Genomic DNA, 18842 nt, shown 5'->3' on the forward strand with positions numbered 1-18842 from the left:
ATAGGAGAACGAAATGAACTACCCCGCACGCGTGAAAATCATCGACGTAGGCCCGCGCGACGGGCTGCAGAACGAAAAGCAGCCTGTGCCTGCGGCAGTCAAGATTGCGCTGGTGCACAAGCTGCAGGAGGCCGGTCTCAAGGAGATCGAGGTCACCAGCTATGTCTCGCCCAAATGGGTGCCGCAGATGGCGGACAACGCCGAGGTCATGGCCGGCATCACGCGCGCCAGCGGGGTGCTTTATTCGGTGCTCACGCCCAATCTGAAGGGCTTTGAGGCGGCGGTTGCTTCCAGGCCCGACGAGATCGTGGTGTTTGGTGCGGCCAGCGAGGCCTTCAGCCAGAAAAACATCAACTGCAGCATTGCCGAGAGCATCGAGCGCTTTGCCCCAGTGGTCGAAGCGGCGCTAGCCCAAGGCATTGCCGTGCGTGGAGCCATGAGCTGCACCGTGGGCTGCCCTTACGAGGGGGAGATTGCGCCCGAGCGCGTGTCCTATCTGGCAAGGCTGATGAAGGGTATTGGCGTGCAGCGCGTGGATGTGGCCGACACCATTGGCGTAGGCACGCCTGTCAAGGTGCAAAAAGCGCTGGAAGCCACGCTGGCCCATTTCCCTATCGACGCGATTTCCGGGCATTTTCACGATACCTATGGTCAGGCCTTGTCCAACACGCTGGCGGCGCTGCAGCTGGGGGTGTGGAACTTCCAGTCTTCGGTGGCAGGCCTGGGCGGCTGCCCGTATGCGAAGGGCGCCACTGGCAATGTGGCGACCGAGGATGTGGTCTATCTGCTGCAGGGGCTGGGCATTGAAACTGGCATTGATCTCGACAAACTGATCGATGCTGGCCAGTTCATCAGCGAGCATCTGGGTCGCCCCACGCAATCGCGGGTGGCCAAGGCTTTGCTGGCCAAACGTGGGGCCTGATATCGCCCTGGCATGACGGCGGTGCATGGGCGTTGGTACCATCACGCCCATGCAAGCGAGATCATGTTTTTCACGGGCCGTGGTGGTGGCCGCCTCGGCCATGCTGTGGGGCTGCAGCACCATGGATGCACAGGAGTGCCGGGATACGGACTGGGCCTATCTGGGGCAGCTGGATGCCATGGAAGGCAAACAGGATCTGAAAACCCGCGCCCAACGCCATTTCAGAACCTGCAAGGACCAGGGCGTGCAAATGGATGCACGTGCTTATCAGCAAGGCTGGATGCGCGGCCTGCGGGACTTTTGCACCCCGCAAAGCGGCAAGGCCTATGCGGAGCAAGGCCTGCGCTTTCAGCCCGGCTACTGCCCGGCGCAGCTGGAGGCGGCTTTTCTGGACGGCTACAGTCCTGCGCGTGATCGCTACGATGCCCAGCAGTCCGCGCTGGATCTGGAACGGCGCATAGAGGCCAAGAAAAAAGAGTTGCGCGACGCTCGCAACGCCAAGAACAGCGCCGGCCATATCGCCTATGTGCAAAAGGACTTGCGCGATTTGCAGCTGGAGCTGGTGCAGCTCAAACTCAGGCTGGCGCAGTAGGAATCAAGGCGCTGCGTTGCTGCAGTGCGTCTCAGGAAAACAATGATGTGTGGATCAGAACTTCATGCGCTGCCCGAAGGTGTGCAGCGTGTCAGCCGCTTTTTGCAGGATGCCGGTCATCCTCATGCGCCGCAGATGCTCGACGGTGCGGCGCGTACCGCGCAGGAGGCTGCCGACCAGCTCAGTATCCTGGTGGGGCAGGTGGCCAAGAGCATCATCTTCAAGCGCCGGATGGATGGCGTGGCCGTGCTGGTCGTGACTTCGGGCGACAAGCGCGTGGATGAGAAAAAAGTGGCTGCCCTGGTCGGATCGATCGGCCGTGCCGATGCCGAGTTTGTCAAAAGCAGCACCGGCTTTTCGATTGGTGGTGTGAGCCCCGTGGCGCATGCCAGCAAGGTGGTGACTCTGATAGATATGGAGTTGCAGCGCTTTGATACGGTGTGGGCTGCAGCCGGTCACCCTTTTGGTGTTTTTCCCGCGTCGCCGGTGCAGCTGCAGCAGCTGACGGACGCTCCCTGGTCGGATGTGGTGGTACAGGCATGAGTACAGAAATTTTTCAAGAACAGCAAGCGCAACAACTGGTGCAACTGGCCAACAAGGCCGAAGTGGCCCTGGTCTGGGCCGAGGCCGATCAACCCGTGGCCTCGCCCTGCATCAATGTCTGCCGTATGACGGAAGACCGCAGCCATTGCCAGGGTTGCTTCAGAACGATTGACGAAATTCGGGCCTGGTCCAAGGGCGATAACGAGCTGCGTCTGCAGACCTGGAGCACGCTGTTGCAGCGTGCCGGCCTGAAGGACCCGCGGGAAGCACAAATCTAAGCACAACCGAAGGCGAGCTGGTATGAAACACATCAGGTTTTATCTGGATTTTGTCTCGCCCTATGCCTGGCTGGCCTTGCAGCAAATGCCCAAGGCCTTGCAGGGTCTGAGCTATCACGTGGAATACCGCCCGGTGCTGCTGGGGGCCTTGCTGCAGCACAACAGCAACCCCGGCCCGGCCGGCATACCGGCCAAGCGCGCCTGGACTTACCGACATGTGAGCTGGCTGGGCCATTCCCTGGGCGTGGAGTTGCAGATGCCGGCCCAGCACCCGTTCAAGCCGATTGCCTTGCTGCGGCTGGCGCTGGCCCATGGGCGTGATGGCTGCATCAACCGCTTTGTGGCCCAGTCCGTGATGCAGCATGTCTGGGTGGGTGGCCAAGATGCCAATGATCCACAGCGCTTGCAGCAGCTGCGAACCCTGCTACAGGATCAGAAGTATCACGACGAGGGCGGTGACGAGGTCAAGCAATGCTTGCGCGCCAATACCGATCAGGCGCAGCAGGCCGGCGTGTTCGGCGTGCCGGCCTGGGAGGTCGACGGCCATGTGTTCTGGGGGCTGGACGCCCTGCCCATGCTGCGCAGCTATCTGCAAGGCGACAGCTGGTTTGACGGGCATTGGCCGGCGGCGGCCGAAGTGAAGTCCGGACTGAGCTAAGGTTACTGCACCGTGGCCAGCTTGCCTGCGCCGCGATAGCGCTCCAGCCAGTGGGCGTAGGGGGCGGGCAGCGTCCAGTCGGGGCGCTCGGTGCTCAGGGTCTGGGCCAGCTGATAGACGTAATGCGGGTTGGCCAGATGGGCGCGGCCTATCATGACCAGATCGATCTGGCCGTCGGCCACCACGCGCTCGGCAATGCGGGCATCATCCATGCCCCAGCTCGATGCCACGGGCAGGCCGGCCTCGCGGCTTACGCGCTGGGCGATGGGGGCCAAGAAAGCGGGCGTGCCCCAGGGAATCTTCACATCGGGAATCACGAAGTTGACGCTGACGTTGAGCAGGTCCAGGCCGCGCTCGCGCATCTGTCGGGTGACGGCGATGGATTCTTCCAGGGTTTGCTCGTCGCGGCCGTCGTACTCGATGACGCCGAAACGCGCCGTCAGCGGCAGGTGCTCGGGCCAGACTTGGCGCACGGCAGCCACGGTTTCCAGCAGAAAGCGGGCGCGGTTGTCAAAGCTGCCGCCATAGGCATCGCTGCGCTGGTTGCTGTGGGCGGAGAAAAAGCTCTGCGCCAGATAGCCGTGGGCAAAGTGCAACTCCAGCCATTCAAAGCCTGCCTCCAACGCACGACGGGCTGCGGCCACAAAGTCGGCCTGCACGCGGGCGATATCTTCCAGCGTCATGGCGCGCGGCACGCGCGGCAGTCCGCCGCCAAAAGCAATGGCCGATGGAGCTATGGGCTGCCAGCCGCGCGCATCGCCTTCGGCAATGTGATCGTCGCCTTCCCAGGGATTGTTGGCGCTGGCCTTGCGTCCGGCATGGCCGATCTGGATGCCGGGCACGGCGCCGGCGGCCTTGATGCCGGCGGCAATGCGGGACATGCCTTCGATCTGGCCGTCGTTCCACAGCCCGGTGCAGTCCGGCGAGATGCGGCCTTCGGGCGAGACGCCGGTAGCTTCGACGATCACCAGAGCGGCACCGCCGCGCGCCATGGATGCGTAGTGAACCTGATGCCAGTCATTGGTCAGGCCGTCAACGGCGCTGTACTGGCACATGGGCGGGATGGCGATGCGGTTGCGCAGGGTGAGGCTTTTGAGAGTGAAAGGAGTAAAGAGTGCGGACATGGAGAAACGCTGCGGTGAGTGAGGTGAATGGCCTGGCGTTGTCGCCGGACATGTTTAAGAACTTGATAGCAGCTGGCGCTTTTCATTCCTTGTTTATGGAGTGAAATGCATCTTGAAATAATGCATGACAAGCGGTGGTTGCTATCAAAAAAATGGAAAACCAAATTCAGGCCGAAACGGCTGCGGCGCTCAGGCTCTGGGCGATGGTCTGGTTGGAGGCGAAATCTTCTGTCGTGCCCCGCTCATGGTCGGCGGGCCAATGAATGCAATGCATGCAGGGGTTCTGTGTGCGGGGAAGGCATGAATCATCGGGGCTGTGTTGAAATAAATCCAATCGATATTTGTGATTTATGACATCGTGCCGTCTGATATCAAGAACCTGGACCTGAACCTGCTCAAAGCACTTGACGCGCTGCTGGACGAGCGCAGCGTGACGCGCGCTGCCGAGCGTTTGTCGCTGACCCAGCCTGCGGTCAGCGGCATGTTGACGCGGCTGCGCGAGAGCTTCGGCGATCCGCTGTTCGTGCGCACGCAACGTGGCATCGCCCCCACTTTGCGGGCCCAGGCGCTGGCCGGGCCGCTCAAGGAGTTGCTGTGTAATGCCGAGGCGCTGCTGCGCCCTCAGGCCTTTGATCCGGCCACGGCACATATGACGCTGCGCATCGCTGCCACCGATTACGCGCTGCAGGCCGTGGTGCTGCCGTTTCTGGCCGTGCTGCGCCAGCGTGCGCCCGGTCTGTGCGTGGCCGTGGTGCCGGCCCAGCATCTGCCGCTGCACGAGAGGCTGGAGCGCGGCGATATCGACCTGGCGCTGATCACGCCGGAGAACACTGCGCCGGATCTGCACGCGCGCCGCCTGTTCGATGAGCACTATGTCTGCGTGATGCGGGCCGATCATCCCGATGCACGCAGGCGCAGCTTGTCGCTGGCGCGCTTTTGCGCCCTAGACCATGCCCTGGTTTCCTATGGTGGCGGCAGCTTTCGCGGAGTGACGGATGAGGCGCTGGAGCGCCTGGGGCGGCAGCGGCGCGTGGCGGTGTCGGTCACCAGCTTTCTGGTGCTGCCCGAGATACTGCGCAGCAGCGATCTGATTGCCGTCGTGCCGCGGCGTCTGGTCCGACCGGATTCGGGTCTGGTGGTGCTGGAGCCGCCGCTGGAGATCCCCGGCTTCACCAAGACGGCAGCCTGGCATGAGCGCACCCATCGCTCACCAGGCCACCAGTGGGCGCGGGAGCTGCTGTTCGAGCTGGCGCAGGCCGACGCACTGGCCGCGCCATGAAAATAGCCCGCAGAAACAGCCGTGTTTCATGCGGGCCAGTCGAGGGAATCGTAATCACGTTCTCAGCGCTCAGGGAGCGAGGCCCGGCATGACACCGGGCCCATCGTCATCAGTGGCCCGATGCGCCGGCGGCGCCCAGGCCGGTTTCGGAGCGTACCTGCTGGGCAGCGAAGGCCGCACGTTCCTTGGCCGCCTGTCCGCTCTTGTCGAGCACGGAGAACAGCCACACGCCACCGAAACCGATGGCCATGGAGAACAGCGCTGGCGAGGCATATGGGAACCATGCCGATCCGGCAGGATTGCCCAGCGTGCCTTCCCAAACCGAGGGCGACACAATGGTCAGGCCCACGGAGGAAACCAGGCCGAGGAAGCCGCCGATCACGGCGCCCTTGGTGGTGCAGTCTTTCCACAGCACGGACAGCAGCAGGGGTGGGAAGTTGGCCGAAGCCGCCACTGCAAAGGCCAGCGAGACCATGAAGGCAATGTTTTGCTTTTCGAACACAATGCCCAGCAGCACGGCGACAAAGCCCAGGCACAGCGTGGTGATGCGCGAGACCCGCAGTTCGGAGGCGCTGTCGGCTTTGCCCTTCTTGATGACGGTGGCGTACAGATCGTGCGAGACGGCGGAGGCGCCGGACAGCGTCAGACCGGCAACCACGGCCAGAATGGTGGCAAAGGCCACGGCCGAGATAAAGCCGTAGAACACATCGCCGCCCACGCTCTTGGCCACCAGCACGGCCGCCATATTGGCCGTGCCCGCGCCCCCATGAATGATGCCCTTGGCGGTATCGGCCATTTCAGGATTGGTCAGCACCAGGGTGATGGCGCCAAAACCGATGATGAAGATCAGCACATAGAAGTAGCCAATCCAGGTCGTGGCCCAGAACACGCTTTTGCGCGCTTCCTTGGCATCAGGCACCGTGAAGAAACGCATCAGAATGTGGGGCAGGCCCAGCGTGCCGAACATCAGCGCCATGCCGAAGCTGATGGCGGAGATGGGGTCCTTGATGAAACCGCCGGGGCCCATGATGGCCAGGCCCAGCTTTTCAGCCAGTGCCGGCTCGGCACCGCCGTTGGCCGCGATCTGGGTGCGAACGCGCACGCCATCGGCAAACAGGGCCTCGGGGCTGAAGCCGTACTTGGACAAGACCATGAAGCCCATGAAGGTGACGCCTGCCAGCAGCAGACAGGCCTTGATGATCTGTACCCAGGTGGTGGCGGTCATGCCACCAAACAGCACGTAAACCATCATCAGGCCGCCGACCAGCACCACGGCAATCCAGTAGTCCAGGCCGAACAGCAGCTTGATCAGCTGGCCGGCGCCCACCATCTGGGCAATCAGATAAAAGGCCACCACCACCAGCGTGCCGCAGGAGGCAAAAATCCGGAACGGCGTTTGCTCGAAGCGGTAGCCGGCCACGTCCGCAAAAGTGAAACGACCCAGATTGCGCAGGCGCTCGGCCAGCAGGAAGGTCAGAATCGGCCAGCCCACCAGAAAGCCGATGGAGTAGATCAGACCGTCATAGCCGCTGGCCATGACGGAGGCGGAGATGCCAAGGAACGAGGCGGCAGACATATAGTCGCCCGCAATCGCCAGCCCGTTTTGAAAGCCGGTGATGCCGCCGCCAGCGGTGTAGAAATCTGCCGCCGACTTGGTGCGGCCGGCCGCCCATTTGGTGATCCAGAGTGTGGCCACCACAAAGCTGGTGAACAGGATGATGGCCGTCCAGTTGGTGCTTTGTTTGGCGGCTACGCCCACGTCGCCACCGGCGGCCATCACCGGAGCGACGGCGCAGATCGCAAGCGCTGCGGCCAGGCATTGATTGAATGTGCGCTGCTTCATGGCTTGGCGTCCTTGAGTATGTCGCGGGTCAGCTTGTCGAATTCGCCATTGGCACGGCGCACATAGAGGCCGGTGATGAGCACGGAAAAAATGATGACGCCCATGCCGATGGGAATGCCGAGTGTGGTGACGCCTGCACCCAGTGGCGTGGCCAGAAATTCCTTGTCAAAGGCAATGAGTGCGATATAGCCGTAATAGACGGCCAACATCAACAAGGTCAGCATCAGACCCAGTCGATTACGTTTTTTGCGCAAAGCCTGATATTCAGGATTGCTCTGGATTCTTTCAATCACCGGGTCTCTCACAGTCTTGTCTCCTATGAATGCATGTCTGCTTGAAGTGGCCGCTGTGGTGCGTAACTTCTGCAGGCGCTTGCATTCTGGAAAGTCCGTCTGACCCCGTCCTTACTTACGTTATCAGTGTTTTCACTCGGTTTTTCATATCGAAAAAATCGAACCAAGGGTTAGCGCTGGGAGGGTCGGGTAAAGCCTTGTCGGGAATTTTCTGAAAGTGAATTTTTGTAAGTTAGCGGTCAGTTGCCGATTTGATATTGGAAATACAGGCGTTTTGGCTGCGCCTGATCTTTCAAAATCAAGGAGACAAGCATGGCCATCAACGCGACAGCAAATATGGGAAGCAAGTCGGCCCCGCGGCCGATGAGTCCAGAAGAGCGCAAAGTGATTTTTGCCTCTTCGCTAGGAACGGTTTTCGAGTGGTACGACTTTTATCTATACGGATCGCTGGCGGCCATCATTGCCAAGCAGTTCTTTAGCGGACTGGACTCGGGCTCGGCCTTCATCTTTGCGCTGCTGGCCTTTGCTGCGGGCTTTATCGTGCGTCCGTTCGGTGCGCTGGTGTTCGGTCGTCTGGGGGACATGATCGGCCGCAAATACACCTTTCTGGTGACGATTTTGCTAATGGGTCTGTCCACGTTCATCGTGGGTATCTTGCCAAACTACGCCAGCATTGGTGTGGCCGCTCCCATTATCCTGATCGCGCTGCGCATGCTGCAGGGTCTGGCCCTGGGTGGCGAATACGGTGGTGCGGCAACCTATGTGGCAGAGCATGCGCCGCACGGCAAGCGGGGCGCCTATACCTCCTGGATTCAAACCACGGCCACACTGGGTTTGTTCCTGTCGCTGCTGGTGATTCTGGGTGTGCGCACCACTTTGGGTGAAGAAGCGTTTGCCGATTGGGGCTGGCGCATTCCCTTCCTGGTGTCCATCCTGCTGCTGGCCATCTCGGTATGGATTCGCATGACTTTGTCCGAGTCGCCTGCGTTCCAGAAGATGAAGGCCGAAGGCAAGGTGTCCAAGGCACCGCTGACGGAATCCTTCGGTCAGTGGAAGAACCTGAAGATCGTGATTCTGGCGCTGGTCGGTTTGACGGCCGGTCAGGCCGTGGTTTGGTACACGGGTCAGTTCTATGCCTTGTTCTTCCTGACGCAGCAGCTCAAGGTCGATGCAGTCACGGCCAATCTGATGATTGCTGCCGCGCTGCTGATCGGCACGCCTTTCTTCGTGGTCTTCGGAACCTTGTCCGACAAGATCGGCCGCAAGCCCATCATCATGCTGGGCTGCGTTCTGGCCGTGCTCACCTACTTCCCTGTCTTCAAGGCACTGACTGAAGCCGCCAATCCCGATCTGGCCGCGGCACAAGCCAAGAACAAGGTGGTGATCATTGCGGATCCCAATGAGTGCTCCTTCCAGTTCAACCCTACCGGTACATCGAAGTTCACCAGCTCTTGTGACGTAGCCAAGCAGGCCCTGGCCAATCGCTCGGTGAGCTATGAAAGCGAAACCGCTCCCGCCGGCACGCCGGCCGTCATCAAGATTGGCGACGATTCCATCCCCAGCTTCTCCATGGCTGGGTTGAGCCCGGATGAGCTGAAGGCCAAGACTGCGGAATTCAACAAGACCGTCACCGCCACGCTCAAGCACGATGGCTATCCGGACAAGGCAGACCCCGCGAAGATGAACAAGGTCATGATGATCGTCATCCTTGCATATCTGGTGTTGCTGGTGACCATGGTCTATGGTCCTATCGCCGCCATGCTGGTGGAACTGTTCCCCACCCGCATCCGCTATACCTCGATGAGCTTGCCCTATCACATCGGCAATGGCTGGTTCGGCGGTTTGCTGCCCACCATGTCTTTTGCCATCGTGGCGCAGACCGGCAATATGTATAACGGCCTCTGGTATCCCATCATCATTGCCGGTGTGACGGCCGTGATCGGCACCTTGTTTGTGCCCGAAACCAAGGATCGCGATATTTACGCGGAAGACTGATGGACGAATTCGCGCATCTGAACGGTGTGCGAATCAAACTTATCAAGGCCTGTGCCTCTCGTATGGCGCAGGCTTTTTCAATTGAGGAAAACGTTGAGGTCTAAAGAATGTGACGCAAGTGTGGCACTTATGCATCACCGCGCATATTTTTGGAATGACAAGCACAATTTTTTACCGACCCCCACCTAGAATCTGAAACCAGCCGCCAAGGGATTCATGAAATTCCTCAGCTGATGCGGTGAAAAACAGAAAACGGAACATTAGGAGCAACACATGACCAAGATGACTCGCATCGCTCTGGCCGCACTGGCAGTGATGGGCGCAACCACCGCAATGGCACAAAGCAGCGTGACGCTGTATGGTCGTATCAACACCACGGTTGAACGCCAAAAGACTGGTGATCAGACCGTCACTGGCATGCAGAACAATGCTTCTCGCTGGGGCATTCGCGGTACCGAAGATCTGGGTGGCGGCCTGAAGGCTGGTTTCACTCTGGAGTCTGGCTTCAACTCCGATACCGGCACTGGTTCCGCCTGGACCCACCCCACCACCGGCATGTCGTTTGCTCGTCAGAGCGAAGTGAATCTGTCTGGCGGCTTCGGTATGGTGCGCCTGGGCAACTTCGTGCCCGAGTCCTACTATGCAACGGCTGACTACATCAGCATGCACAACCACGACACCGGTTCTTCTTCTGATGCTCTGTACTACGATCCCGTCTGGTTCGGTGGTCTGAGCACCAAGAACAAGATCGGCTATCGCACTCCTAGCCTGGGTGGCCTGACGGTGGATGCTTCGGTGTCCTTGCATGAGAAGGATCCCACTGTGGGTCCTCGCAAGAACGGCTACGATCTGGCCGCGAACTACGCTGCAGGTCCTTTGCACCTGGGCGCTGGCTACAGCAAGGTTGGCGACAACTGGCAAGCTGCTCTGCGCGGTCTGTACACCCTCGGTCAATTCACGGTTGGCGCCTACTATCAGCGCAGCGACCAGGAACTGATCGGTACGCGTAATAACTTCCGCCTGTCGGGTATGTATGCTCTGGGCGCTTCCGAATTCCACGTGAACGTTGGTCACGCCAACAAGTGGAGCAAGGTTGCCGACTCCGCAGCCACGCAGTGGACGCTGGGTTACAACTACAACCTGAGCAAGCGCTCCAAGGTGTACGGCTACTACACCCGTGTGAACAACGACAGCGGTGCCGCATATAACGCACCTGCAGGCAAAGATTTCAGCTCTATTGCCGTTGGCGTTCGCCACAACTTCTAATTGGTGCACCGCGTAAGCGGTGTCTACAGCAGCTGCAGCTGATAATGCAGACCATTACTCCAAGTTCCAGCCCTGTGTCTAAAGCACAGGGCTTTTTTCTTTGCTGAAGCGTTCAACGTAAGCCGCATGCAATGCAAGGCGGTTTCAATGGTTTGGTGGGCGTGTCGAGCATGCTGGGGAATGGCTGCAAGCGGCCTGCTTCATTCAATCAAGGACTCAGGAGACAACGATGTGGAAATTGGCTGTGGGTTTTGTGGTGTTTGCCGCGATATCGCTTTTCGCCATCATGAAGGCGGGTGACAGCGTGGATATGAGTGGCGAAAAGCACGGTGCCGATGCCGTCACCGTTCCGGCGGCTGAATCAAAGTAAGCAGCAACGCTGCTGCATTTGCGTGCAAAGCCCCGCCGGTCGGGGCTTTGCTGTTGGTGGGTGGTGATTAGGCGCGCTGGCGTAAAGGGCCAGCCGACACAAGTGCATGCTCAGACTGCCTAGAATGTTTGGCCTCCATAGGAAAGACAGCAGAACATGACGCAGGGCCTGATCCGTATTCGTGGTGCTCGCCAGCACAATCTTCGCAATCTGGATATCGACATCCGCACGGGTGAGTTGACCGTGGTGACGGGCCCCAGCGGCTCGGGTAAGTCCAGTCTGGTGTTTGATACCTTGTATGCCGAAGGTCAGCGCCGGTATGTGGAGACTTTCTCTGCCTATGCGCGCCAGTTTCTGGATCGCATGGACAAGCCTGCGGTAGACAAGGTCGAGGGCGTGCCGCCGGCCATCGCCATCGACCAGACCAACCCGGTGCGCAATTCGCGCTCTACCGTGGGCACGATGACCGAGATCAACGATCATTTGAAGCTGCTGTTCGCCCGAGCCTCCCAGCTGTACGACCGCGAAACCGGCATGGCCGTGCGTCACGATACGCCGGACACGATTTACGCCGAACTGGCCCAGCGCTGCGAAGCGGCAGGCGATCCGCGCATCGCCATCACCTTCCCGGTGGAGCTGCCGGCCAATACCTCGGCCGAGGAGGTGGAGCAATGGCTGTCTGCCAGCGGTTTTACCAAGGTGCAGGCCGAGCGCGAGGTGGAGCGCGCGCAGCAGGCCAGCAAGGAAGCAGACAAGGGCAAAAAGAAGTCCCAGACTGTGCCTGAAAAGGTCAAGGTGCTGGATGTGATCGCCGACCGCTTTCGCCTCAGCAAGGCCGAGCGTGTGCGGGCCATGGAGGCGATTGAAGTCGGGCTCAAGCGCGGCAGCGGCCGGCTGACGGTCTATCTGCTGCCGGAAAGTGGTGTGGAGGGTGCGGAGCCAGAGCTGTGGAAGTTCTCCCAGGGACTGCACTGCCCGGAGAGCAATCTGTCCTACCAGGAGCCGATTCCCTCGCTGTTCTCCTTCAACTCTGCCGTGGGTGCCTGCGATGCCTGTCGTGGCTTTGGCCGGGTGATCGGTGTGGACTGGGGCCTGGTGATACCCAACGACAAGCTCACGCTGCGCACGGGGGCCATCAAGCCGATTCAGACACCGGCTTGGAAAGAGATCCAGGATGACTTGATGCGCCACTCGGAAGCCGAAGGTATTCCGCGCGATACCTCCTGGGCCAAGCTGACCCAGGCGCAAAAAGACTGGGTGATCGAAGGCTCGCCGAACTGGAACGGCAAATGGACGCAGACCTGGTACGGCATACGCCGCTACTTCGAGTACCTGGAAAGCAAGGCCTACAAAATGCATATCCGGGTGCTGCTGTCCAAGTACCGCAGCTACACCGAATGCCCGACTTGCGGCGGCGCACGCCTGAAGACCGAAAGCCTGCTGTGGCGCGTGGGCAGCAAGCAGGCCGCCGATGCGGTGTTGCCGGCCCACGATGCCGGTGGCAAGTACCAGCGTTTTCTGCCCCTGGGCGTGGGCTGGAGCCGCGAGCAGCTCGATGGCTTGCCGGGTCTGTGTCTGCACGATCTGATGCGCTTGCCCATCACGCGTTTGCGAGAATTTTTTGCGCAGCTGGCACCGGCTGCCAATGCAGACAAGAACGATGGCGAACTCCAGGCGCTCAAGATGCTGCATGAGGAAATCATGACGCGTCTGCAGTACCTGTGCGATGTAGGTATTGGCTATTTGACGCTGGATAGACAGAGCCGCACGCTCAGCGGCGGCGAGGTGCAGCGTATCAACCTGACCACGGCCCTGGGCACCTCCCTGGTCAACACCTTGTTCGTGCTGGACGAGCCCTCGATCGGCCTGCACCCGCGCGATATGGAACGCATCACCGAAGCCATGCACCGCCTGCGCGATGCGGGCAACACGCTGGTGGTGGTCGAGCACGACCCGGCCGTGATGTTTGCCGCCGATCGCATGATTGACATGGGGCCGGGTCCAGGTGCGCGCGGCGGCCAGATCGTGTTTGACGGCACGCCCGAAGATCTGCGCAAGGCCGATACGCTGACCGGTGCCTATCTGGGCGGGCGCAAGCAGGTGGGTTTTGGCCTCAAGCGCATGGTGACTGAAGCCACGCCGCGCCTGATTCTGGAAGGCGCGCGTGAACACAATCTGCGGGATGTCACCGTGGATTTTCCGCTGCAGCGGCTGGTGACCATTACCGGTGTCTCGGGCTCGGGCAAGTCCACGCTGATTCAGGATGTGCTGGTGCCCGCCTTGATGCGCCATTTTGGCAAGCCCACCGATGCCGCAGGTGCGTTTGAGCGTCTGATGGGAGCCGATCATCTGGCCGATGTGATGTTTGTCGATCAGTCGCCCATAGGCAAGACCGCGCGCTCCAATCCGGTCAGCTATGTGGGGGCCTGGGATACGCTGCGCGAGCTGTTTGCCGTGGCGCCGCTGTCGCGCCAGCGCGGCTATACCGCTTCCAAGTTCAGCTTCAACAGCGGCGATGGGCGCTGCCCCACCTGCGGCGGTTCGGGCTTTGAGCATGTGGAGATGCAGTTTCTCTCCGACGTCTATCTGCGCTGCCCCGATTGCAATGGCTCGCGCTATCGCCCCGAGATTCTGGAAGTCAAGATCGAACGTGGTGGCAAGCCTTTGAACGTGGCCGATGTGCTGGAACTGACCGTGGCCGAGGCCGCCTTGCTGTTCTCGCAGGATCGCGATGTGATTCGCGCCCTGCAGCCCATTGTCGATGTGGGGCTGGAATACGTGAAGCTGGGCCAGCCCGTGCCCACGCTGTCGGGTGGAGAGGCCCAGCGTCTGAAGCTGGCCGGCTTTCTGGCCGAGGCGGCCAAGGCCCAGTCCAAATCCAAGCAGTCTCTGGCCAAGAAGGGCACGCTGTTCCTGTTCGACGAGCCTACGACAGGCTTGCACTTTGAAGACATTGCCAAGCTGATGCGCGCCCTGCGCAAGCTGCTGGAGGCCGGGCATTCGCTGATCGTCATCGAGCACAACCTGGATGTGATTCGCGCCAGCGACTGGCTGATCGATCTGGGGCCTGAAGGCGGCGACGGCGGTGGTCTGGTGGTGGCCGAAGGTACGCCCGAAGATGTGCGCCGGGTCAGCGGATCGCACACTGCACAGGCGCTGCGTGAATACGATCTGGCCATGGGTGTGGGCGGTGAAGCCGTGCACGAAGTGGCGCCCATGCTCTACAAAGCAGAGCGCAAGGCGAAGGCGGTGCAAGCGACTCAGGGCAAAGATGCGATTGAAATCGTCAACGCCAAGGAGCACAACCTGAAGAGCTTGAGCGTGAATGTGCCGCGCGGAAAATTCAATGTGGTGACCGGTGTTTCCGGTTCCGGAAAATCCACGCTGGCTTTTGACATTCTGTTCAACGAAGGTCAGCGCCGTTATCTCGAATCGCTGAACGCCTATGCGCGCTCCATCGTACAGCCGGCAGGGCGTCCGGAGGTCGATGCCGTCTATGGCATTCCACCCACGGTGGCCATCGAGCAGCGCCTTTCGCGTGGCGGGCGCAAATCCACGGTGGGAACCACCACCGAGGTCTGGCATTTTCTGCGCCTGTTGTATGTGAAGCTGGGGGTGCAGCATTGCGTTCACGACCATGCCGTGGTGCAGCCGCAGACCGAGGAAAGCATTGCCGCACAGCTGATGACGAACTTCCGCGGCCAGACCATTGGTTTGCTGGCCCCGCTGGTGGTCAATCGCAAGGGCGTCTATACCGAGCTGGCTGATTGGGCGCGACCCAAGGGCTATACGCATTTGCGGGTCGATGGCGAGTTCTTGCCCACCACGGGTTTTCCGCGCATCGATAGATTCAAGGAGCACACCATAGAGCTGCCGGTCGCCAGCGTGACGGTGACGGCGGCCAACGAGGCTGAGTTGCGCAGCCATCTCAAGCAGACGCTGGAGATAGGCAAGGGCGTGCTGCATGTGCTGTCCGGCATCGAGAACCTGGCCGAAGCCATGGCCGGCGGGCAGAGCACGGCCGGCATAGGCGCGCTTCAGGTGTTTTCCACGCAGCGGGCCTGCCCGGTCTGCGCCACCAGCTATGCCGAGCTGGACCCGCGTCTGTTCTCCTACAACAGCAAGCATGGCTGGTGCCCGGATTGCGTGGGCACGGGTGTCAAGCTGACCAAGGACCAACGCAAGGTGTATGACGACACCTTGCTGGCCGAGGACAACCGGGGCCGCGAGGTCAAGTTCGAAGGTCAGGAGGTCGAAGACCTGGCCGAAGTGGAGTGCAGCAAATGCCATGGCACGCGCCTGAACCCCACGGCGCGGGCCGTGCAATTTCATGGCGTGGGCATTACGGATATTGCCGAGCTTTCAGTGAGCGATGTGCGCGCCTGGTCGCAAACACTGGCGCTGTCGGGTCGTGAGGCCGATATTGCGCGCGACCTGATTCCCGAGATTCAAAGCCGTCTGGAATTCCTCGAAGAAGTAGGCCTAGGCTATCTGACGCTGGATCGCGGAGCGCCCACCTTGAGCGGCGGCGAGGCCCAGCGCATACGTCTGGCGGCCCAACTGGGCAGCAATCTGCAAGGCGTGTGCTATGTGCTGGACGAGCCCACGATTGGCCTGCATGCGCGCGACAACCAGATCCTGCTCAACGCCTTGCACAAGCTGGGCGACAAGGGCAACACGCTGGTGGTGGTCGAGCATGACGAAGACACGATTCGCCGCGCCGATCACATCATCGATATCGGGCCCAGTGCCGGCATACGCGGTGGACGCCTGGTGGCCGAGGGCTCGGTGCAGGACATCATGGACGCCAAGGATTCGGTCACCGGCCGTTATCTGCTGCATGCCATGCGCCATCCGTTCAAGCCGCGTCGCTGGATTGGCGAGGGCGAGCCGCCCCAGCCGGCGGTGCAACCTGCTATCGAATTGAGTGCTGTCAGCGCTGAAGACGCAAAGCTTGCAGAGCCAAAACGAGCCAAGTCCAAGAAAGTAAAAGCGCAAGCTGCTACGGAAGTTGAAGTCAGCCCCCAGTCTTCGGCCCTGCATTGGCTGGGTCTGCTGGGCGCGCATATGCACAATCTGCAAAGCGTGGATGTGCGGGTTCCGCTGGAGCGGCTGGTGGCGGTGACGGGGGTGTCGGGCTCCGGCAAATCCACGCTGGCGCGCGATGTGCTGCTGAGCAATGTGGCGGCCTGGGTGCAGCAGCGCTCCACCAAGGCCGGGCGCGATGCCATGGACGAAGGCAAGTCTCCGGCGCTGATCGGTTGCAAGGGCTTGAAGGGTTTTGAAGTCATCGACCGGGTGCTGGAGGTGGACCAGACGCCGATTGGCAAGACGCCGCGCTCCTGCCCCGCAACCTATATCGGCTTCTGGGACACGATTCGCAAGCTGTTTGCCGAGACGCTGGAAGCCAAGGCACGCGGCTATGCGGCGGGCCGCTTCTCATTCAATACGGGCGAAGGGCGCTGCCCTTCTTGTGAAGGCCAGGGCGTTCGCACCATAGAGATGAGCTTTCTGCCCGATGTGAAAGTGCCTTGCGAGGTCTGCCATGGTGCGCGCTTCAACCCGGAAACCCTGGCTGTGACCTGGCGCGGCAAGAGCATTGGCGATGTGCTGCAGATGGAGGTCGACGAGGCGGTGGAGTTCTTTGCCTCCATGCCCAGCATTGCCCACCCGCTGCAGCTTTTGCAGGATGTGGGTCTGGGCTATCTGACCCTGGGCCAACCATCGCCCACGCTCAGCGGCGGCGAAGCTCAGCGCATCAAGCTGGTGACGGAACTGACCAAGGTGCGCGACGAAATCGGCCGCCGCGGGCAGAAGGCGCCGCATACGCTGTATGTGCTGGACGAGCCCACGGTGGGCCTGCACATGGCGGATGTGGACAAGCTGATCAAGGTGCTGCACCGCCTGGTGGACGGCGGCCACAGCGTGATCGTGATCGAGCACGATCTGGACGTGATTGCCGAGGCCGACTGGATCATCGATCTGGGTCCCGAAGGCGGCAAAGAGGGCGGACGCATCGTGGCCGAGGGCACGCCGGAAGATCTGGTTCGTGCCGGTACGCACACGGGCAAGGCGCTGGCGCCCGTGCTGGCGCGTACCTGAGTGCCGCAGCCATGACGCTTGCCGCGCGATGTTGTGGCAGGCGTCATGGCGTATCGGACTTGGTGGTGGCGCTCAGTTGGAGGTCAGGCTGGCATGGCCAGGCTTGCCTGAGGACTCCCGCTGCAACTGCAATGCAGACAGTGCGCTGCACTCTTTCAGCCATGGGCAGCTTGCATCTGATTCCCAGACTCCTGTGTGAAGCGATTCAGGCATTGCTCAATTTGCTGGAGGAACGGGTGCTCGATGAAGTCTCTTCCTGAATCTGCTCATGTGTTTGTGGGCTGTTGCCTATCGATCGGGCGCACAGGGCCGAGACCAGGCCTGCAAACAGAACGTAGAAGCAGACCAGCCAGGGAGATCCGCCACCGACCTTTATCAGGCTGGTTGCAATGATGGGGGTGATGCCTGATGCAAAGATTCCCGAGAATTGATAGACGAAGGAAATGCCGGTGTACCGTACCTTGGCGTCAAACAGGTCGCAAAACAGAGCGGCTTCCGGACCATAGATGGCGGCATAGAGCACGCCGAGCGGGATGACGACCGAAGCCCAGATAAGCAGCGGGCTGCTGCCGCCATGGGTCATGATCCAGAAGGCTGGAAAAGCTGAAATCGCGGTGACGATGGACCCCCACATGAAGATGCGAGGACGCCCGAAGCGGTCTGAAACCCGGCCAAAGAACGGGATGGTGAAGCACATGACCACGGCGGCCATCATCACTCCCATCAGCGCATCCGTTCGGGATATCTTCACCGTGTCATTCAGATAGCTGATGGAGAAAACGCCGAAGATGTTGAAGAAAACACCGTCGATGTAACGCGCGCCCATGCCTTTCAAGACGTTGCCGGGGTAGCGGCGCATCATGTCCAGAAAGGGGATGGCGGTTTCCGCATTGCGTTCCTTGACGGCCGCAAATTCAGGCGTTTCCTGCACATGCATGCGTATATACATGCCCACCAGCACCATGACGCCGGAAATCAGGAAGGCAATGCGCCAGCCCCAGGCCATGAATTGTTCATCGGTGCACAACCAAGACAGCAGGGCCACGACGCCGGACGCCAGAAACAAGCCTATGGCCAGGCCAATTTGCGGCAGGGAAGCGTAAAAGCCGCGCTTGTTTTTGGGTGCATATTCATAGGCCATCAGCACTGCGCCGCCCCATTCACCGCCGAGGCCAATGCCTTGAGCGATTCTGAGCAGCAACAGCAAGATGGGGGCGGCAATGCCGATTTGATCAAAGGTCGGAGTCAGACCGATGAGGAAGGTGGAAACGCCCATGATCATGAGCGTGATCACCAGCATGCTCTTGCGGCCGACTTTGTCGCCGAAGTGGCCAAAGATGATGCCGCCCAGTGGGCGGGTCACAAAGCCGACCGCGAATGTGGTGTAGGCCAGGAGGGTGGAAATCAGCGGGTCTTCTCCTGGAAAGTAGAGCTTGCTGAAAACGATGCCGGCGACCACGCCGTAAAGAAAGAAGTCGTACCACTCGATGGTGGCCCCGATAAGTGCTGAGGTGACTACCTTACGAACTACCTTGGGATCACTGTCTTTTGCCATGATGTCTCCTGGTGTCTTGTCG

The 18842-nt window shown here is 60.6% G+C and carries 14 protein-coding genes; 10 read left to right on the top strand and 4 right to left on the bottom strand.

All coding sequences use genetic code 11. The annotated features are described in order from the left end of the window. Window positions 1-13: 13 nt before the first annotated feature. From ACNAZA_RS00130 to ACNAZA_RS00150, 5 genes are read left to right on the top strand one after another with little or no spacing between them, the layout of a single operon-like run. Entirely contained in the window at window positions 14-922 is a 909-nt protein-coding gene (locus ACNAZA_RS00130; protein ID WP_415794346.1) for a hydroxymethylglutaryl-CoA lyase, read from the top strand. A 25-nt stretch (window positions 923-947) separates the two neighbouring features. Then, window positions 948-1514 (top strand): DUF2799 domain-containing protein, encoded by a 567-nt coding sequence (locus ACNAZA_RS00135; RefSeq protein ID WP_415794347.1) that lies wholly within the window; start codon window positions 948-950, stop codon window positions 1512-1514. A gap of 45 nt (window positions 1515-1559) precedes the next feature. Next, window positions 1560-2057, top strand: a complete 498-nt coding sequence (locus ACNAZA_RS00140; RefSeq protein WP_415794893.1) for a YbaK/EbsC family protein — start codon at window positions 1560-1562, stop codon at window positions 2055-2057. After that, window positions 2054-2335: a DUF1289 domain-containing protein gene (locus ACNAZA_RS00145; RefSeq protein WP_415794348.1), complete on the top strand. Its 282-nt coding sequence runs from the start codon at window positions 2054-2056 to the stop codon at window positions 2333-2335. The genes ACNAZA_RS00140 and ACNAZA_RS00145 overlap by 4 nt, the downstream gene beginning before the upstream one ends. Window positions 2336-2357: 22 nt before the next feature. Next, window positions 2358-2993 carry a 2-hydroxychromene-2-carboxylate isomerase gene (locus tag ACNAZA_RS00150; protein WP_415794350.1) on the top strand — a complete coding sequence of 212 codons (636 nt, stop codon included), beginning with the start codon at window positions 2358-2360 and terminating at the stop codon, window positions 2991-2993. 2 nt (window positions 2994-2995) lie between these two features. Here ACNAZA_RS00150 and ACNAZA_RS00155 read toward each other — a convergent pair whose 3' ends face one another. After that, complete coding sequence (locus ACNAZA_RS00155; protein ID WP_415794351.1) at window positions 2996-4117, bottom strand: NADH:flavin oxidoreductase/NADH oxidase; 1122 nt, start codon at window positions 4115-4117, stop codon at window positions 2996-2998. 358 nt (window positions 4118-4475) lie between these two features. On the opposite strand from ACNAZA_RS00155, the gene ACNAZA_RS00160 reads away from it, so the two are divergent. Next, window positions 4476-5396, top strand: a complete 921-nt coding sequence (locus ACNAZA_RS00160) for a LysR family transcriptional regulator (protein WP_415794352.1) — start codon at window positions 4476-4478, stop codon at window positions 5394-5396. 109 nt (window positions 5397-5505) lie between these two features. Here ACNAZA_RS00160 and ACNAZA_RS00165 read toward each other — a convergent pair whose 3' ends face one another. Continuing rightward, window positions 5506-7239 carry a cation acetate symporter gene (locus ACNAZA_RS00165; protein WP_415794353.1) on the bottom strand — a complete coding sequence of 578 codons (1734 nt, stop codon included), beginning with the start codon at window positions 7237-7239 and terminating at the stop codon, window positions 5506-5508. Then, the gene (locus ACNAZA_RS00170) at window positions 7236-7544 is read right to left on the bottom strand and encodes a DUF485 domain-containing protein (RefSeq protein WP_120966176.1); all 309 of its coding nucleotides are present in this window, start codon (window positions 7542-7544) and stop codon (window positions 7236-7238) included. Before ACNAZA_RS00170 ends, ACNAZA_RS00165 begins: the two co-directional genes overlap by 4 nt. 300 nt (window positions 7545-7844) lie before the next feature. Here ACNAZA_RS00170 and ACNAZA_RS00175 point away from each other — a divergent pair, with 300 nt between their 5' ends. The 4 genes from ACNAZA_RS00175 (at window position 7845) to uvrA (ending at window position 17265) form a co-directional block, all read left to right on the top strand. After that, a complete protein-coding gene (locus tag ACNAZA_RS00175; RefSeq protein ID WP_415794355.1) occupies window positions 7845-9527 on the top strand; it encodes an MFS transporter in 1683 nt (560 codons plus the stop codon). 273 nt (window positions 9528-9800) lie between these two features. Beyond that, on the top strand, window positions 9801-10793 hold the full coding sequence (locus ACNAZA_RS00180; RefSeq protein WP_415794356.1) for a porin: 993 nt from the start codon (window positions 9801-9803) through the stop codon (window positions 10791-10793). Between the two features lie 229 nt (window positions 10794-11022). Next, window positions 11023-11163, top strand: coding sequence for a hypothetical protein (locus ACNAZA_RS00185; protein WP_415794357.1), 141 nt, complete (start codon window positions 11023-11025; stop codon window positions 11161-11163). A 156-nt stretch (window positions 11164-11319) separates the two neighbouring features. After that, window positions 11320-17265, top strand: coding sequence for an excinuclease ABC subunit UvrA (uvrA, locus tag ACNAZA_RS00190; RefSeq protein WP_415794358.1), 5946 nt, complete (start codon window positions 11320-11322; stop codon window positions 17263-17265). Between the two features lie 205 nt (window positions 17266-17470). Here uvrA and ACNAZA_RS00195 read toward each other — a convergent pair whose 3' ends face one another. Next, on the bottom strand, window positions 17471-18820 hold the full coding sequence (locus tag ACNAZA_RS00195) for an MFS transporter (protein ID WP_415794359.1): 1350 nt from the start codon (window positions 18818-18820) through the stop codon (window positions 17471-17473). Window positions 18821-18842: the final 22 nt, after the last annotated feature.

It is taken from the genome of Comamonas aquatilis (genome assembly GCF_965139575.1).
Classification (GTDB): domain Bacteria; phylum Pseudomonadota; class Gammaproteobacteria; order Burkholderiales; family Burkholderiaceae_C; genus Comamonas; species Comamonas aquatilis.

What these genes read in the sequence shown, in the direction of transcription:
- ACNAZA_RS00130 (WP_415794346.1), top strand. Translation starts at nt 14, where the DNA reads ATGAACTACCCCGCACGCGTGAAAATCATCGACGTAGGCCCGCGCGAC.
- ACNAZA_RS00135 (WP_415794347.1), top strand. Translation starts at nt 948, where the DNA reads ATGGGCGTTGGTACCATCACGCCCATGCAAGCGAGATCATGTTTTTCA.
- ACNAZA_RS00140 (WP_415794893.1), top strand. Translation starts at nt 1,560, where the DNA reads ATGTGTGGATCAGAACTTCATGCGCTGCCCGAAGGTGTGCAGCGTGTC.
- ACNAZA_RS00145 (WP_415794348.1), top strand. Translation starts at nt 2,054, where the DNA reads ATGAGTACAGAAATTTTTCAAGAACAGCAAGCGCAACAACTGGTGCAA.
- ACNAZA_RS00150 (WP_415794350.1), top strand. Translation starts at nt 2,358, where the DNA reads ATGAAACACATCAGGTTTTATCTGGATTTTGTCTCGCCCTATGCCTGG.
- ACNAZA_RS00155 (WP_415794351.1), bottom strand. Translation starts at nt 4,117, where the DNA reads ATGTCCGCACTCTTTACTCCTTTCACTCTCAAAAGCCTCACCCTGCGC.
- ACNAZA_RS00165 (WP_415794353.1), bottom strand. Translation starts at nt 7,239, where the DNA reads ATGAAGCAGCGCACATTCAATCAATGCCTGGCCGCAGCGCTTGCGATC.
- ACNAZA_RS00175 (WP_415794355.1), top strand. Translation starts at nt 7,845, where the DNA reads ATGGCCATCAACGCGACAGCAAATATGGGAAGCAAGTCGGCCCCGCGG.
- ACNAZA_RS00180 (WP_415794356.1), top strand. Translation starts at nt 9,801, where the DNA reads ATGACCAAGATGACTCGCATCGCTCTGGCCGCACTGGCAGTGATGGGC.
- ACNAZA_RS00185 (WP_415794357.1), top strand. Translation starts at nt 11,023, where the DNA reads ATGTGGAAATTGGCTGTGGGTTTTGTGGTGTTTGCCGCGATATCGCTT.
- uvrA (WP_415794358.1), top strand. Translation starts at nt 11,320, where the DNA reads ATGACGCAGGGCCTGATCCGTATTCGTGGTGCTCGCCAGCACAATCTT.
- ACNAZA_RS00195 (WP_415794359.1), bottom strand. Translation starts at nt 18,820, where the DNA reads ATGGCAAAAGACAGTGATCCCAAGGTAGTTCGTAAGGTAGTCACCTCA.